This is a genomic window from Streptomyces sp. NBC_01426, from assembly GCF_036231985.1.
Lineage (GTDB): Bacteria > Actinomycetota > Actinomycetes > Streptomycetales > Streptomycetaceae > Streptomyces.
Genome location: NZ_CP109500.1, coordinates 3,693,107 through 3,707,553 on the forward strand (window position 1 = coordinate 3,693,107; position 14,447 = coordinate 3,707,553).

14 protein-coding genes are annotated in these 14,447 nt (G+C 72.3%); 7 read left to right on the forward strand and 7 right to left on the reverse strand.

Features of this window, described 5'->3' with window-relative positions:
• Window positions 1-27: 27 nt before the first annotated feature.
• The 4 genes from OG906_RS43620 to OG906_RS16295 all read right to left on the reverse strand — a co-directional run bounded on the left by OG906_RS43620 (window position 28) and on the right by OG906_RS16295 (window position 2,948).
• Complete coding sequence (locus tag OG906_RS43620; protein ID WP_353962230.1) at window positions 28-117, reverse strand: Ms5788A family Cys-rich leader peptide; 90 nt, start codon at window positions 115-117, stop codon at window positions 28-30.
• 155 nt (window positions 118-272) lie between these two features.
• A complete protein-coding gene (locus OG906_RS16285; protein ID WP_267801254.1) occupies window positions 273-989 on the reverse strand; it encodes an LmeA family phospholipid-binding protein in 717 nt (238 codons plus the stop codon).
• Window positions 990-1,069: 80 nt separating this feature from the next.
• The gene (locus OG906_RS16290) at window positions 1,070-2,683 is read right to left on the reverse strand and encodes a hypothetical protein (RefSeq protein WP_329443564.1); all 1,614 of its coding nucleotides are present in this window, start codon (window positions 2,681-2,683) and stop codon (window positions 1,070-1,072) included.
• Between the two features lie 10 nt (window positions 2,684-2,693).
• The gene (locus tag OG906_RS16295; RefSeq protein WP_053680787.1) at window positions 2,694-2,948 is read right to left on the reverse strand and encodes a MoaD/ThiS family protein; all 255 of its coding nucleotides are present in this window, start codon (window positions 2,946-2,948) and stop codon (window positions 2,694-2,696) included.
• Between the two features lie 459 nt (window positions 2,949-3,407).
• Here OG906_RS16295 and OG906_RS16300 point away from each other — a divergent pair, with 459 nt between their 5' ends.
• The 5 genes from OG906_RS16300 (at window position 3,408) to OG906_RS16320 (ending at window position 8,882) form a co-directional block, all read left to right on the forward strand.
• Complete coding sequence (locus tag OG906_RS16300; protein WP_329443568.1) at window positions 3,408-4,199, forward strand: winged helix-turn-helix transcriptional regulator; 792 nt, start codon at window positions 3,408-3,410, stop codon at window positions 4,197-4,199.
• 24 nt (window positions 4,200-4,223) lie between these two features.
• Window positions 4,224-5,246 carry a LacI family DNA-binding transcriptional regulator gene (locus OG906_RS16305; RefSeq protein WP_267801251.1) on the forward strand — a complete coding sequence of 341 codons (1,023 nt, stop codon included), beginning with the start codon at window positions 4,224-4,226 and terminating at the stop codon, window positions 5,244-5,246.
• A 155-nt stretch (window positions 5,247-5,401) separates the two neighbouring features.
• The gene (locus OG906_RS16310) at window positions 5,402-6,616 is read left to right on the forward strand and encodes a S1C family serine protease (RefSeq protein ID WP_329443570.1); all 1,215 of its coding nucleotides are present in this window, start codon (window positions 5,402-5,404) and stop codon (window positions 6,614-6,616) included.
• A gap of 50 nt (window positions 6,617-6,666) precedes the next feature.
• Window positions 6,667-7,413, forward strand: a complete 747-nt coding sequence (locus tag OG906_RS16315; RefSeq protein ID WP_329443572.1) for a response regulator transcription factor — start codon at window positions 6,667-6,669, stop codon at window positions 7,411-7,413.
• Complete coding sequence (locus tag OG906_RS16320; protein ID WP_329443575.1) at window positions 7,410-8,882, forward strand: sensor histidine kinase; 1,473 nt, start codon at window positions 7,410-7,412, stop codon at window positions 8,880-8,882. The genes OG906_RS16315 and OG906_RS16320 overlap by 4 nt, the downstream gene beginning before the upstream one ends.
• Here the strand turns inward: OG906_RS16320 and OG906_RS16325 are convergent.
• The gene (locus OG906_RS16325) at window positions 8,862-9,740 is read right to left on the reverse strand and encodes a phosphatidylinositol-specific phospholipase C (RefSeq protein ID WP_329443577.1); all 879 of its coding nucleotides are present in this window, start codon (window positions 9,738-9,740) and stop codon (window positions 8,862-8,864) included. The two genes, OG906_RS16320 and OG906_RS16325, sit on opposite strands and share 21 nt — an antisense overlap.
• A 77-nt stretch (window positions 9,741-9,817) precedes the next feature.
• Window positions 9,818-10,387, reverse strand: a complete 570-nt coding sequence (locus tag OG906_RS16330) for a TetR/AcrR family transcriptional regulator (protein WP_329443579.1) — start codon at window positions 10,385-10,387, stop codon at window positions 9,818-9,820.
• 175 nt (window positions 10,388-10,562) lie between these two features.
• Between OG906_RS16330 and OG906_RS16335 the strand changes: the two genes are divergently transcribed.
• A complete protein-coding gene (locus OG906_RS16335; protein WP_329443581.1) occupies window positions 10,563-11,345 on the forward strand; it encodes an alpha/beta fold hydrolase in 783 nt (260 codons plus the stop codon).
• A 104-nt stretch (window positions 11,346-11,449) separates the two neighbouring features.
• Here OG906_RS16335 and OG906_RS16340 read toward each other — a convergent pair whose 3' ends face one another.
• Entirely contained in the window at window positions 11,450-13,267 is a 1,818-nt protein-coding gene (locus OG906_RS16340; RefSeq protein WP_329443582.1) for a bifunctional metallophosphatase/5'-nucleotidase, read from the reverse strand.
• Window positions 13,268-13,385: 118 nt separating this feature from the next.
• Here OG906_RS16340 and mshD point away from each other — a divergent pair, with 118 nt between their 5' ends.
• Window positions 13,386-14,315 carry a mycothiol synthase gene (mshD, locus tag OG906_RS16345; protein ID WP_329443584.1) on the forward strand — a complete coding sequence of 310 codons (930 nt, stop codon included), beginning with the start codon at window positions 13,386-13,388 and terminating at the stop codon, window positions 14,313-14,315.
• The last annotated feature ends 132 nt before the right edge of the window (window positions 14,316-14,447 follow it).

Here is a 14,447-nt window from a genome sequence, read left to right on the forward strand (position 1 = left end):
GGCCGGTGGAGCGGATGCGCTCACACGTCACATGGATCGACAGAGCATGGCGGCGACGCGACACAGGTCTACTGCCCGCCGCTTCGTGAGGTCCGCCTGCTGATGCTTCATAGGCATGGATCGTAGGGACGAATCGACCGCCCTGTCACCGGTGTGTCATATCGTGAGACAGGATCGTCCGAATGGCGGACGAGAAAGCCCCGGCAGGCCGCTCTGGCGGCCTCCGGGGCTCTTCGTGCGGCCCACCCTCCTAAGGGGCGGACCGCACCGTCTCACGATCCGGCCAGCGACACGTTCGTGCCGGTCAGCGCCAGGTGCACGCCCGCCTCGTCCGAGGTCAGGGTGGTGAGCTGCAGTCCGGCCGGCAGACCGGCGTCGAGCCGGCGGTCGAAGTCGGTCTTCTTGCGGACGACCTTCTCGATCCCCGGGATCCCCTCGCCCGGGACCTCCTCGGCGCGCACCCGGACGATCTTGCCGCCCGAGGAGTCCTTGCCGTCCTCCAGCGTGACGGTCGAGATCACGCTGCGGGTGAACTTCCGGCCGAGGAAGTCCACCGTCGCGCTGACCTTCACCTTGCCCGGCTGCCCGCCGTAGGAGACGGTCACCCCGGTCTCCGAGGCCGCGGTCAGGTCCGCGTACGAGACCAGGGCCTCGCCCTCGGCCCTGCCGGCCGTGCCGCCGGTGTAGTCACTGTTCAACTTCACGTCGTGGAAGGCGGCTTCGAGCCGCGTCAGCCGCGCCTTGCGACCCTCGGCGGAGGCGTCCACGCCCGTGAGCACCAGATCCACCCGCTCCAGTCGGTGGTCCAACGCCTGGGTCAGGAACGGGAAGCCGTGGATGTCGACCTCCACATCGCCCGCCAGGCCCTGCCGGGACTGGATCTTGTCGGCCAGCTGGTTCTCGGCGTAGTCGACCGCCCAGCGGTCGGCGCCCACGAACAGGGCCCCCAGGATCACTCCGATGATGACGATGGCCCGCAGAAAGCGCACGTGCCCCTCCCCCAATAGATCAGTACGTGCGCTCTAGTTGACCACGCGGGGAAAGGGAGGGGTCGAACGTGCGGCCGACGTCAGCCCACCACCCGGCCCATCAGATAGACGGCGGGAGCCGCCGCCGCCAGCGGCAACGCGACACCGGCCGTCATGTGGACGAACTTCGACGGGTAGTCGTACGCGGCCACCCGCAGGCCGACCAGGGCGCACACCCCGGCGGCCAGGCCGAGCAGCGCCCCGCCGGTCCCGATGTCCGTCATCGTGCCGACCGCGACGCCCGCGCCCGCCGCGGCGGCCAGCGAGACCGCCACGGACGCCGGAGCGGGCAGCGGCAGCGCCCGGGCGAAGACGGCGACCGCCACGGCGACCCCGCCCACGCTGACGGCGTCGGAGCCGGCGGCCAGGTACCCGGCGCAGACGATGGCGAGGGCGGCGGACGCCACCGAGGCCATCAGCCCGTACATCCGCTCGTCGGGGTCCGCGTGGCTGCGGAGCTGGAGCACCAGCGTGAGCAGCGCCCAGGCACCGAGGGTGCCGACGATCGCGCCGGGCCCGTTCACGTCGTCCACGGCGAGCACGGCGGCGTCCGCGGCCACGGCGCCGAGGAAGGCCAGGGCGATGCCCTGACGGGCGGGCCACATGCCGTTGAGGCGGAACCAGCCGGCCGCGGTGAGGCCCTGGAGGGCGATCAGCGGCACGAGCAGCGCGAGGTCCCCGAAGGCCGCGGCCGCGGCCAGCAGCAGTCCGAGGGCGGCGGTCAGTATGGCCGACTGCGGACCGGGGTCGATGATCGGCGACCGGCCCTCGGCGCGGGCCTGCGCCGGGTCGACGGCGCGGAGCGTGTTGCCCGCGAGCGTCGGCGGGGAGTACTCGGACCGTGCACCCGCGTCGGCCTCGGGGTCCAGGGGGCCCTGAGGGGGCTCCGGGGCGGCCGACACCGGCGGCAGGTAGGCGGTGGCCTCGACGGCCGGCTCCGCGGGCTGCGGCGGCAGGTACGCCGTCTCCTCGGCCCACCCGGGCCCGGACGGGGCAGACGGGGCGGGAGCGGGGGCCGGGGCCGCGGGGGCCTCCTCGCGGAACCAGCCCTCGGGCGCCACGGGCTGCCCGTACGACGCCTGCTGCGACGGCTGGGGCTGCTGGGGCTGCTGTTGGAACTGCTGCCCCTGCGACTGCTGCGGCTGCTGCGGCTGCGGTTGCTCCTGGTACGGCTCCTGGTAGGGCGGCAGGTACGAGGTATCGGCCCACTCCTGCGCGGGCGCCGCCGGGGCCTCCTCGCGGTACCAGCCCTCGGGCGCCACGGGCTGCCCGTACGACGCCTGCTGCGACGGCTGGGGCTGCTGCTGGGCCTGGAACTGCTGCCCCTGCGACGGCTGCGGCTGCTGGGATTGCTGCGGCTGCTCCTGGTACGGCTCCTGGTACGGCGGCAGGTACGACGTTTCCGCCCACTCCTGCGCGGGCGCCGCGGGCGCCTCCTCACGGAACCAGCCCTCGGGGGCCACGGGCTGCGCCGGCTGCTGCCCGGCCTGGCCCTGAACGCCGCCGAGATGCGGCTGCACCGGCTGGTAGCCGGTGTCCCAGGTGTCGGACTGCCAGGTCTGCGTCCCGTACGGATCGTAGGGATCGTGCTGCTGCTCCTGCGCCTGCTCCTGCTCTTGTCGCTGCCTGCGCTGCTGTTCTTCGGGGGTACTCATGGGCTCCCGCTCACCCGCCCGCGAACGGCGGAAGCACCTCGACGGTGCCGCCTTCCGTGAGCAGGACGGCATCGTGCGGGCGCTTGCCCACAGGTTCTTCGTTCACGAGGAAGGAGCAGCGCAGCAGGACCCGGGTCAGTTCTCCCGGGTGGCGTTCGCGCACGGCGTCGAGCGCCTCGCCCAGTGTCCGCGCCGCGTACGGCTCCTCCGCCGTCCCGGCGGCGGCCTTGGCCGCCGCCCAGTAGCGGATGGTTCCGGTTGCCACAGCTGCTCCCCTCGTCGGCTCTCTGTTCGTCGGCATCCATGATGAACCCTCCGACCGCCCACCCCCGCGTGCCTCCGCGCGCCCCGAGTACGCACGGGCAGGGCGGCGAGAGGCCACCGATCCGACGAAACCGGGGCATACCCTGGTGACGGGCGTGGCAGGAACCACAGAAGGGGTTCGTCGGAGCCCCTGCCCCGAAAGGACCGGTGGGCTATTCTGGCGGCGTAGAGGATCCGGGCAACGTAGCCCCCGGGTCCTTTTGTGCTTTCAGCGCGTTGAACGGACCGAGAACAGTGCGTCCCCCCGGACCCCAGGGCGCGGGGACCGGGGGCGCAAGGCAAGTCGTACGAAGCAGTGCCGCGAAAGTCCTCGACGGGACCGAGGAGGAACCGACGTGATGGACCAGCGATCCGTGCACACGCACGTGCACAAACGCCCGACCCGGGCAGGTGGTCGGGCATGAGCTCTCTCCTGCTGCTGACCAACGCCCTGCAGCCGTCGACCGAGGTGCTGCCCGCCCTCGGCCTGCTGCTGCACAACGTACGGGTGGCGCCTGCCGAGGGACCGGCCCTCGTGGACACCCCCGGAGCCGATGTCATCCTCATCGACGGGCGCCGCGACCTCCCTCAGGTGCGGTCGCTCTGCCAGCTGCTCCGCTCCACCGGCCCCGGCTGCCCGCTCGTCCTCGTCGTCACGGAGGGCGGCCTGGCCGCCGTCACGGCCGACTGGGGCATCGACGACGTCCTCCTCGACACCGCCGGGCCCGCCGAGGTCGAGGCGCGCCTGCGGCTCGCCACCGGCCGGCAGCAGATGGGCTCCGACGACTCCCCGATGGAGATCCGCAACGGCGACCTGTCGGTCGACGAGGCCACCTACTCGGCGAAGCTGAAGGGCCGGGTCCTGGACCTGACCTTCAAGGAGTTCGAGCTGCTCAAGTACCTCGCCCAGCACCCGGGGCGGGTCTTCACCCGCGCCCAGCTGCTCCAGGAGGTCTGGGGCTACGACTACTTCGGCGGCACCCGGACGGTCGACGTCCACGTGCGTCGGCTGCGCGCCAAGCTCGGCCCCGAGCACGAGTCGCTCATCGGGACCGTGCGCAACGTCGGCTACCGCTTCGTCACCCCCGAGAAGGTCGAGCGGGCAGCCGCGGAGGCCGCGGCACAGGCAGCCGCGAAGGCGGCCGCCGCCCTCCCCCGTATGGAGGAAACTCCGGTAACGATCGAGTCGGCGGGACGGCCTGCCCAGAGGTAGGTCACCCCGCGTAGACTGCCGCGCGTGGCCAAGGTGACGCGGGATGACGTGGCGCGACTTGCGGGTACCTCTACCGCCGTCGTGAGCTACGTCATCAACAACGGACCCAGGCCGGTTGCCCCGGCCACGCGCGAGCGTGTACTCGCCGCGATCAAGGAGCTGGGCTACCGGCCCGACCGGGTCGCGCAGGCGATGGCGTCCCGGCGCACCGACCTCATAGGCATGATCGTCCCGGACGCCCGGCAGCCGTTCTTCGCGGAGATGGCGCACGCGGTCGAACAGGCCGCCGCCGAGCGCGGGAAGATGGTCCTGGTCGGCAACTCCGACTACCGCGACGAGCGCGAGGTCCACTACCTGCGGGCCTTCCTCGGCATGCGGGTCTCCGGGCTGATCCTGGTCAGCCAGGGCATGAGCGAGCGCGCCGCCTCCGAGATCGAGGCGTGGGACGCGCGGATCGTGCTGCTGCACGAGCGTCCCGAGGCCATCGACGACGTCGCGGTGATCACCGACGACATCGGCGGCGCGCAGCTCGCCACCCGGCACCTGCTGGAGCACGGGCACCCGTACGTGGCCTGCATCGGCGGCGTCGAGAACACCCCGTCGGTCGGCGACCCCGTCGCGGACCACGTCGAGGGCTGGCGGCGGGCGATGCTGGAGGCCGGGCGCTCGGTGGAGGGCCGGCTCTTCGAGGCCCCGTACAACCGCTACGACGCGTACACCGTCGCCCTGGAGGTCCTGTCGGGGCCGGACCGGCCCCCGGCGATCTTCTGTGCCACCGACGACCAGGCCATCGGCGTGCTGCGGGCGGCGCGGGAGCTGCGCATCGACGTGCCGGGCGAGCTGGCCGTGGCCGGCTTCGACGACGTCAAGGAAGCGGCGCTGACGGACCCGCCGCTGACCACCATCGCCTCCGACCGCACGGCGATGGCCCGCGCGGCGGTGGACCTCGTCCTGGACGACGCCCTGCGGGTGGCGGGTTCGCGCCGGGAGCGGCTCAAGCAGTTCCCGTCGGCGCTGGTGATCCGACGGTCCTGCGGCTGCCGCTGACGCTGCTCTCGCGGACGGGCTCGGGGCTTCCCGAGCCCGGATCCTGGTCCGGGTCCGGGTCCGGGTCCTGTCCTTATATCGGGCATACGCGGTTCTGTCGGGCTTCTCAGCCGGGACTCAGGAAGCTCTCATGATCCCCGGACACAGTCAGAGACATGACCGAGAGCTTCCGCCGCGAAGGCGAGTACCCCCAGGAGAACCGCCCCCAGCCCGCGCCGTTCGGCGAGGACTGGCAGCGCGGACGTGACCGGCTCGCACAGGAGGCCGGGGCGGGCGCCTACCCGCCGCCGCCCCCGTACCCGCCCGCCGCGCCGGCGCCCGGTTGGCACGAGGCGCACCAGCCGCCCGTCATCCAGGGCGAGACGGTGCCCGCCGAAGGCGGCTGGGACCGGCCCGCGGCCGCCCCGTCGGGACCGGCCCACGCCGGCCCGGCCCGCGCCAAGCGGCCCGTCGCCCTGCTCGCCACCGTCGCGCTGGCCGCCGCCGTCGTGGGCGGTGGCACCGCCGCGGCGGTGCAGCAGTACCTCGGCGGGCAGAACACCGGCGGCTCCGGGATCAGCGGCACCAACGTCTCCCAGTCCAGCAACGGCACCGTCTCCGGCGTGGCCGAGCAGGTCAGCCCGTCCGTCGTGCGCATCGACACCCGGACCTCGTCCGGCCAGGGCACCGGTTCCGGCATCGTCGTCACCGCCGACGGGGAGATCGTCACCAACAACCACGTGGTGGAGGGGGCTTCCGAGATCCAGGTGACGATGAGCGACGGCAAGAAGTACACCGCCAAGACCGTTGGCACCGACCCGGACAAGGACCTGGCGCTGATCAAGCTCCAGGGCGCCAGTGGCCTCAAGGCGGCCAAGCTCGGCAACTCCGACGGACTCAAGGTGGGCGACGAGGTCGTGGCCATCGGTTCCCCGGACCGACTGACCGGAACCGTCACCAGCGGCATCGTCTCCGCCCTGAACCGCGACGTGAACGTGCCCAAGTCCGAGCAGCAGGCCCCGCAGGGCCGACAGGGCGGCGGCTGGCCGTTCTCGTACGACGGACAACAGTTCAACGGGAACACCGGGCAGAACACCACCTCCTACAAGGCCATCCAGACGGACGCCTCCCTCAACCCCGGCAACTCCGGCGGCGCCCTCGTCAACATGAACGGCGAGATCGTCGGGATGCCCTCCGCGATCTACTCCCCCTCCAGCGACAGCAGCAGCGCCGGCAGCGTCGGCCTCGGCTTCGCCATCCCCGTCAACACCATCAAGGCCGACCTCCAATCCCTGCGCGGCGGCGGCAGCGGCAGCGCCGGCGACACCGGAGCCGACTCGGGCGCCGGCGACGCGGGCGGCGCCGCCAACGGCTTCGGGACCTCCTTCTAGGCGGCCCGTGCGAGCCTGGTAGGACCGACCACCACCCCCGGGGGATCCACATGAACGCCGCCGAAGGCGACCAGCAGCGCATCCTCGTCGTCGACGACGAGCCGGCCGTCCGCGAGGCCCTGCGCCGCTCCCTCGCCTTCGAGGGATACGGCGCGCGGACCGCCGTCGACGGCCTGGACGCCCTCGACCAGGCGGCCTCGTACGCCCCCGACCTGATCGTGCTGGACATCCAGATGCCCCGGATGGACGGCCTGACCGCGGCCCGACGGCTGCGCGCCGCCGGCAGCACCACCCCGATCCTGATGCTGACCGCCCGCGACACCGTCGGCGACCGCGTCACCGGCCTCGACGCGGGCGCCGACGACTACCTGGTGAAGCCGTTCGAGCTGGACGAGCTGTTCGCGCGGGTCCGGGCGCTGCTGCGGCGCAGCTCGTACGCGGCGCCCGCGGCCGGCGGGCCGGAGCCCGAGGACGCGCTGACCTTCGGCGACCTGCGGATGGACCTCGCGACCCGCGAGGTCACCCGGGCCGGGCGGCCCGTGGAGTTGACCCGCACCGAGTTCACGCTGCTGGAGATGTTCCTGGCCCACCCCCGCCAGGTGCTGACCCGCGAGCAGATCCTGAAGACCGTCTGGGGCTTCGACTTCGAACCCAGCTCCAACTCCCTGGACGTGTACGTGATGTACCTGCGCCGCAAGACCGAGGCCGGCGGGGAGCCGCGCCTGGTCCACACCGTGCGCGGGGTGGGTTACGTGCTGCGCGCCGCCGGGGCCGGGGACCACGGAGGGCCCGAGTGAACCCGGTCGCCGGATTCCGGGCGCTGCCGCTGCGTTCGCGGCTCGCGCTGCTGGTGGCGGTGGCGGTGGCGGTCGCCGTCGCGGCGGTGGCCGGCGTCAGCTGGTTCATGGTCCGCGCGCAGTTGGACGACCAGCTGAACAGTTCGCTGCGCTCCACCGACGCCCGCGCCCAGGCGAGCCAGACCCTGAACGCGCTCGGCTGCCAGGAGCAGGCGCTGCCCAACCCCTTCGTGAACAACCTGAGCGCGCAGGTGCAGATCGTGCTGCCGTCCGGCGGCCGCTGCCTGGTGGACGGCAAGAACACCCTCCCGGTCAGTGACTACGACCTCCAGGTCGCCAAGAGGCTGCGCGACACGGTCCTGTACGACGGCGTGACCACGGACGGCACCCCGGTGCGCGTCTACACGCAGTTCGTGGAACTGACCTCCCGGGCCGGCAAGCAGGACGCCGCGATCTCGGTGGCCAAGCCCCTCGCCGACATGGACAAGCCGCTCTCCACCCTGGCCTGGGTGCTGCTCCTGGTGTCCGGCATCGGTGTCGTGGGCGCGGGCGCGGCCGGCCTGTGGGTGGCCCGCACGGGTCTGCGGCCCGTCGACGAACTCACCGGCGCCGTCGAGCACATCGCCCGTACCGAGGACCTCACGGTGCGGATCCCCGACGAGGGCGAGGACGAGATCGCCCGGCTGTCGCGGTCCTTCAACTCGATGACCGCCGCGCTGGCCTCCTCCCGGGACCGGCAGGCCCAGCTGATCGCGGACGCCGGTCACGAGCTGCGCACCCCGCTGACCTCGCTGCGCACGAACGTCGAGCTGCTGGCGCGCAGCGAGGAGACCGGTCGGGCGATTCCGCCGGAGGACCGCCGGGAGCTGCTGGCTTCGGTGAAGGCGCAGATGACCGAGTTGGCGTCGCTGATCGGGGACCTCCAGGAGCTGTCCCGCCCGGACGCGGCCTCGCCGGGCCCGCTCGGGGTGGTGGCCCTGCACGAGATCGTCGGGTCCGCGCTGTCGCGGGCCCGGCTGCGCGGTCCGGAGCTGACGTTCGGCTCGTCCCTGGAGTCCTGGTACGTACGGGGCGAGGCGGCGGCGCTGGAGCGTGCGGTGGTCAACGTCCTGGACAACGCGGTGAAGTTCAGCCCGTCCGGCGGGCGGGTCGAGGTGGCGCTGCACGCCGGGGAGCTGACCGTACGGGACCACGGGCCGGGCATCCCGGACCAGGACCTGCCGCACGTCTTCGAGCGGTTCTGGCGGTCCCCGTCGGCCCGCGCCCTGCCCGGCAGCGGGCTGGGCCTGTCGATCGTGGCCCGTACGGTGAACCGCGCGGGCGGCAGCGCCGAGCTGCGGGCGGCCCGGGACGGCGGCCCGGGCACGGAGGCGGTGCTCCGCATCCCGGGTGCGCCGACCCCGCCGCCGGCCGCGGATCCGGCGGCGTCACCGCCTGCGGGCGGCGCGTCAGTTGTGCCGGATCAGTGAGGCGACGAGCCCGGAGCGGGTGTTGGGGAAGTCCATGGGGACGATGCCGAGCCCGGTCCGGCCGGCCATCTCCCCGCCGTCCACGAAGCCGTGGACCTGCGGGTTGAGTCGGTCCGAGTTCCAGCGCGGGGGCATGTAGGCGGCGGTGCTGACGTAGTTCACGAACAGCTTCCCGGGCTGCTGCACGGCCTTGCGGAAGTGGTTTTCGATCCGGCCCCGCTTGGCGAAGGGCTCGGTGTTGTAGTCGTCCTGGATGTCGAAGACGTTCCCGTCGCCGTACCGCAGGCCGGGCAGGCCGCCGTTGTCGGCGAGCAGCACCACCTTGCCGCGGGCCTGCCCCAGGGACGAGGGCAGGGTGTCGGCGATCCGGAAAAGGGGGCGCCAGCCCCGGTTGTCGAGGTAGTCGTCGAAGACGGCCCGGAAGGTGGCGTCGCTGTCCTCGGAGTACTCCTGCTTGACGCGCATCAGCACGGTTTCGGAGGGGTGCGCGGCGAGGAAGTTCCCACAGTCGACGAGGACGTCCCCGAACATCAGGTCCTGGAAGAAGGCCGCGTGGTGGATGGCGAACGAGCCGCCCGTGACCCGACATCGGACGTCGAGGAAGCGGATGCCCGCGTCGAGCTGCTGCGCGATCGAGGTGTTCTGGCAGGCGACGTAGAGCCCGCCCTTGCGGGCACCGGAGTCGTGGGTGCCGGGGATGGTCATGCGCTGGAGGGGGGTGGAGTCGGCGAGGCCGGCCATCCAGTCCTGTGTGCCGAGCGTGGCCGCCGAGGCCTGGCCCGCCGCGCCCATCCCGAGGGCGGCGCCCGCCGCCATCGCCCCGACCAGGAACCTCCGCCGGTCCATTCCGCTTCCCATGCCCGCCCCTTCGCCGACCCAGTGGTGGGACGGGATCATGGCATGCGGGACCGGGCATTGCTACCCATCGGTAGCGGTCAGCTTTCGAGCAACTCCGCCATGGCGCGCAGGCCTTGGGCGAGCTCGTGGCCGTCCGGCGCCGCCTCCGGGTCGGTCAGGCACTGCACCATCACGCCGCTGAGCAGCGCGATGTGCACCGACCCGAGGGCCCGTACGTCCGCTTCGGAGACCTCCTCCTCGGGGACCCCGCGGAGTTGGGCGGCGACCATGCGCCGGGAGCGGCGCTGACCCTCGGCGAGGATCGCGAGGACCTCGGGCGAGGACTGCGCGTGGACGAACGCCTCGACGTTGGCGACCCACAGCCAGCGCATGTCGCCGAAGTCGCGGATCTTGCGGTCCCAGGTGTCGGCGTACCGCTCCTCGGCGGTGTCCCCCTCGCCGGCGAGCCGGCCGGCCGCCGCGGCCCACTCGTCCATGGCGTCGAACAGCGCGCGGTTCAGGAGCGCCTCGCGCGACCCGAAGTGGTAGCCGATCGCGGCCATGCTCACCTTGGACGCCGAGGCGATGTCGCGCACGGTCGTGCGCAGGTAGCCCTTCTCCTCCAGGCAGCGCCGCGCTCCGGCCAACAGGTCCTCGCGATTTCCCATGCGGGGATCGTATCCGCGCCACCCTTCTTGGGCGCTCGCCTCAGGCAAGCGCCCTATACGAACGTATTGCACGCTTGCCCAAATGCCGGCAGCCTGGGACCGGGAACACCGACGCACCATCCGCCGAAACACCCGCCGGACCACCGACCGATCGCACCCCGGGGAGAGCCACGCCATGCGCCACGAGCTGAAGATCGACGACCGCACCCTGTCCCACCTGGACTTCGGCGGCCCCGGCCGCCCGCTGCTCGTGCTCCACGGCGGCCTGTCCGAGGGCGCCGCCTTCACCGGCCTCGCCGCCCACCTCGGCGACGCCTGGCGGGTCATCGCCCCCGACCAGCGCGGCCACGGCGACTCCGACCGGGCCCCCGACCACCGGCGCGAGGGCTACGTCGCCGACGCCGTGGCCCTGCTCGACCACCTCGGCCTCGACGCCCCCGTCGCCGTCCTCGGCTACTCCCTCGGCGGCCTCAACGCGATCCACCTGGCCGCCGCCCACCCCGACCGGGTCTCCGCGCTCATCGACGTGGACTCCGGAGTGGAGATCGACCCCGACGGGCCGGAACCCTTCCCCTTCCTGCGCGGCGTCCCGTACACGGGCGAGAGCCCCGAGGCGCTCCTCGCGGCCGTCGGCCCGGTCGTCGCGCAGTTCGTCACCGGCGCCCTGCGACCGCTGCCCGACAGCGGCCACTGGCGGCTGCCCTTCCACCCGCAGGACATGCTCGACTCCATCCACGCCTGCCGCGGCGACCACTGGGACGCCTGGCTCGCGAGCACCTGCCCGGCCCTGCTGATCCACGGCACCCGCAGCCAGTCCCTCCCGCAGCGCCTGGCCGACGCGATGGTCACCCGGCGGCCGGGAACCTCGTACGCCCCGCTCGACGGGGACCACTTCGTGCCGTTCACCGACCCGCGGGGCTTCCACGAGGCCGTCGGGGCGTTCCTCGACCGGCTCTGAACCCTTCCCGGCGGCGCCGGGGACCGCCGGGAACGCCGAAGGGGCGACGGGCCGCCGGGCCCGTCGCCCCTTCGGGCGCGCTGTGCGCGCATGTCGCTCCGGTACTACTTGACGATCGTGATCCGGTTCGCCGCCGGCGGGGCGATCGGGGACTCCTGCGAGGAGTTGTTCGTCAGGTAGGCGTTGAAGCAGTCCAGGTCGGACGCGCCCACCAGCTTGTTCTTGTGCTCCTTCAGGACGGTGAAACCGTCACCGCCGCCCGCGAGGAACTCGTTCATCGCGACCCGGTAGGTCTTGGCGGGGTCGATGGCCACGCCGTTCAGCTTCACCGAGTCCACGACGACGCGGTCCACGCCCGCCTTCGTCAGGTCCAGGGTGTACGTGAAGCCCTTCGACACCTGAAGGATCTTCGGGTTCGCGCCGTTCACCGGACCGCTGACCTGCTGCTGGAGCGCGGTGATCAGCTGCGCGCCGGTCAGGTCCACGATGTTCATCATGTTGGTGAACGGCTGGACCGTGAAGGACTCGCCGTACGTCACCACTCCGTCGCCCTCGGCCCCGGAGGCCTTGAAGGCGAGGTCCGAGCGGATGCCGCCCGGGTTCATGACGGCCAACTGCGCGCCGCCCTTGTCGGCCGGGGCCAGGGCCTCCAGCTGCGCGTCGGCGATCAGGTCGCCGAGCGGCTTCTCGTACGCCTCGGAGCCACGGCCCGGGATGTCCGCCGAGATGAAGCCCTGGGGACGGTTGGCGATCGGGGCCGCCAGCTCGTTCCAGCGCCGGATCAGGTCGCTCATGTCCGCGGCCTTGGGCTGCTCACGGTTGACGACCTTGTTGACCGGCTTGGGCGAGGTGACCGGCGTACGGACGATGTCCTTGGTCTGCCGGTCGTACGTGAGCGTGGTGTCCGTGTACAGCCGACCGATGGAGGCGGCCGAGGTGACCGTGCGCGGGTTGCCCGCCGGGTCGGGGATGTTGCACGCGTACGCCTGGTGCGTGTGGCCGGTCACCAGCGCGTCGACCTTGGGGTCGACCTTCTTGGCGATGTCCACGATCGCGCCCGAGATGCCGGCGCCCGCGCCGGGGGTGTCGCAGTCGTAGTTGTACGCGCCGCCCGCGGGCAGACCGCCCTCGTGGATGAGCGCGACGATCGACTTCACGCCCTGCTTGTTCAGCTCCGCGGCGTACTTGTTGATCGTCTCGACCTCGTCGCCGAACTTGAGGCCCTTGACGCCCTCGGCGGTGACGACGTCCGGAGTGCCCTCCAGGGTGACGCCGATGAAGCCGATCTTCACGTCCCCCTTCTTCCAGACGAAGGTGGGCGACATCAGCGGACGCTTGGTCTTCTCGTCCGTCACGTTCGCGGCGAGGTACTGGAACTCCGCTCCGGTGAACGTCTTGCCGTACTCGAAACAGCCCTCGGTGGGGTGGCAACCGCCGTACGCCATGCGGCGCAGCTCGGTCTTGCCCTCGTCGAACTCGTGGTTGCCGACGCTGGACACGTCGAGGCCGAGCTTGTTCATCGCCTCGATGGTCGGCTCGTCGTGGAAGAGCCCCGACAGCATCGGGCTGCCGCCGATCATGTCACCGGCCGCGGCGGTGACGGAGTACTCGTGGCCCTTGCGGGCTTCGCGCAGGCTCGTCGCCAGGTACTCGACGCCGCCCGCGGGTATGGCCTTGGTGGTGCCGTCCGCCTGGCGTTCGGTCACGGTGCCGGAGGAACCCTGCGGGGGCTCCAGCGTGCCGTGGAAGTCATTGAACGAAAGCATCTGAACATCGACGGTCCGGCTCTTGGCCGCACCGCCACCACTCGCGGCTCCGGCCGGAAGGGCGGCGGCGACCAGGGCTCCGGCGCCGGCCGTGGCGGCGAGAGCGGCGAGGGTCAACCGGCGGGCTCGGCGGTGCCGTTGTGGCTTCGCTGACATTTAGTCCCCTTTGCGGACAGCGAGACAACTTGGGAGGTCCGCCGCAGCCTATTGTCAACGCGCGTAGCACGACAGGGTCCAATGGGTTACGGGCTGGTTGCGGTCGTACGGTGGGGTCATGACTGACGCAGCAGCGGCCCCGGAGCCGGGACGGCAGATTGAGACCCTCGACGAGCTGACGGAGGAACAGGCCGACGCCGTACTCACCCTGATCACGGACGCGGCCCGCACCGACGGCACCACCGCCGTGTCCGAACAGGGACGCATCCAGCTCCGCGGCGGACCCCGCGAGGGCATCCGGCACTTCCTGCTCACCGCCGACGGACGCCTCACCGCGTACGGACAACTGGAGGACACCGACCCGGTGGAGGCCCCCGCCGCGGAACTCGTCGTCCACCCCTCCCTGCGCGGCCGCGGCCACGGCCGGGCCCTGGGCACCGCCCTGCTGGCCGCCTCGGGCAAGCGCGTCCGGGTCTGGGCGCACGGCGGCAAGTCCGCCGCCCGGCACCTCGCGCAGGTCCTCGGCCTGACCCTGTTCCGCGAACTGCGCCAGCTGCGCCGCCCGCTCGGCCCCGAGGCACCGCCGCTGCCCGAACCCGCCCTGCCGGCCGGGGTCACCGTACGCACCTTCGTCCCCGGCGCCGACGACGCGGCCTGGATCGCGGCCAACGCGGCCGCCTTCGCCCACCACCCCGAACAGGGCTCCCTCACCGAGCGGGACCTGGCCGACCGGATCGCGCAGCCGTGGTTCGACGCCAAGGGCTTCTTCCTCGCGGAGCGCGACGGCGAGCTGATCGGCTTCCACTGGACGAAGATCCACGCCGAGGAGCGGCTCGGCGAGGTCTACGTCGTCGGCGTCCGCCCCGGCGCGCAGGGCGGCGGCCTGGGCAAGGCCCTCACCGCGATCGGCCTGCGCCACCTCGCGGCGGCCGGCCTGCCCACCGCGATGCTCTACGTGGACGCCGACAACCCGGCCGCCCTCGCCGTGTACGAGGGCCTCGGCTTCACCACCCACGAGGTGGACCTGATGTACCGCACCGAGAGCTGAGGCGCCGGCCGAACGGAGCAATCCGTCACCCCGGCGTCCTCCCGTGCGCCAGGCGGACCCTGGAAGCCATTCGCCATTAACCGGGCATTAAGAAGCGCTTGCCAGCATCCGAGCATGCAGCCCCGACTCCGC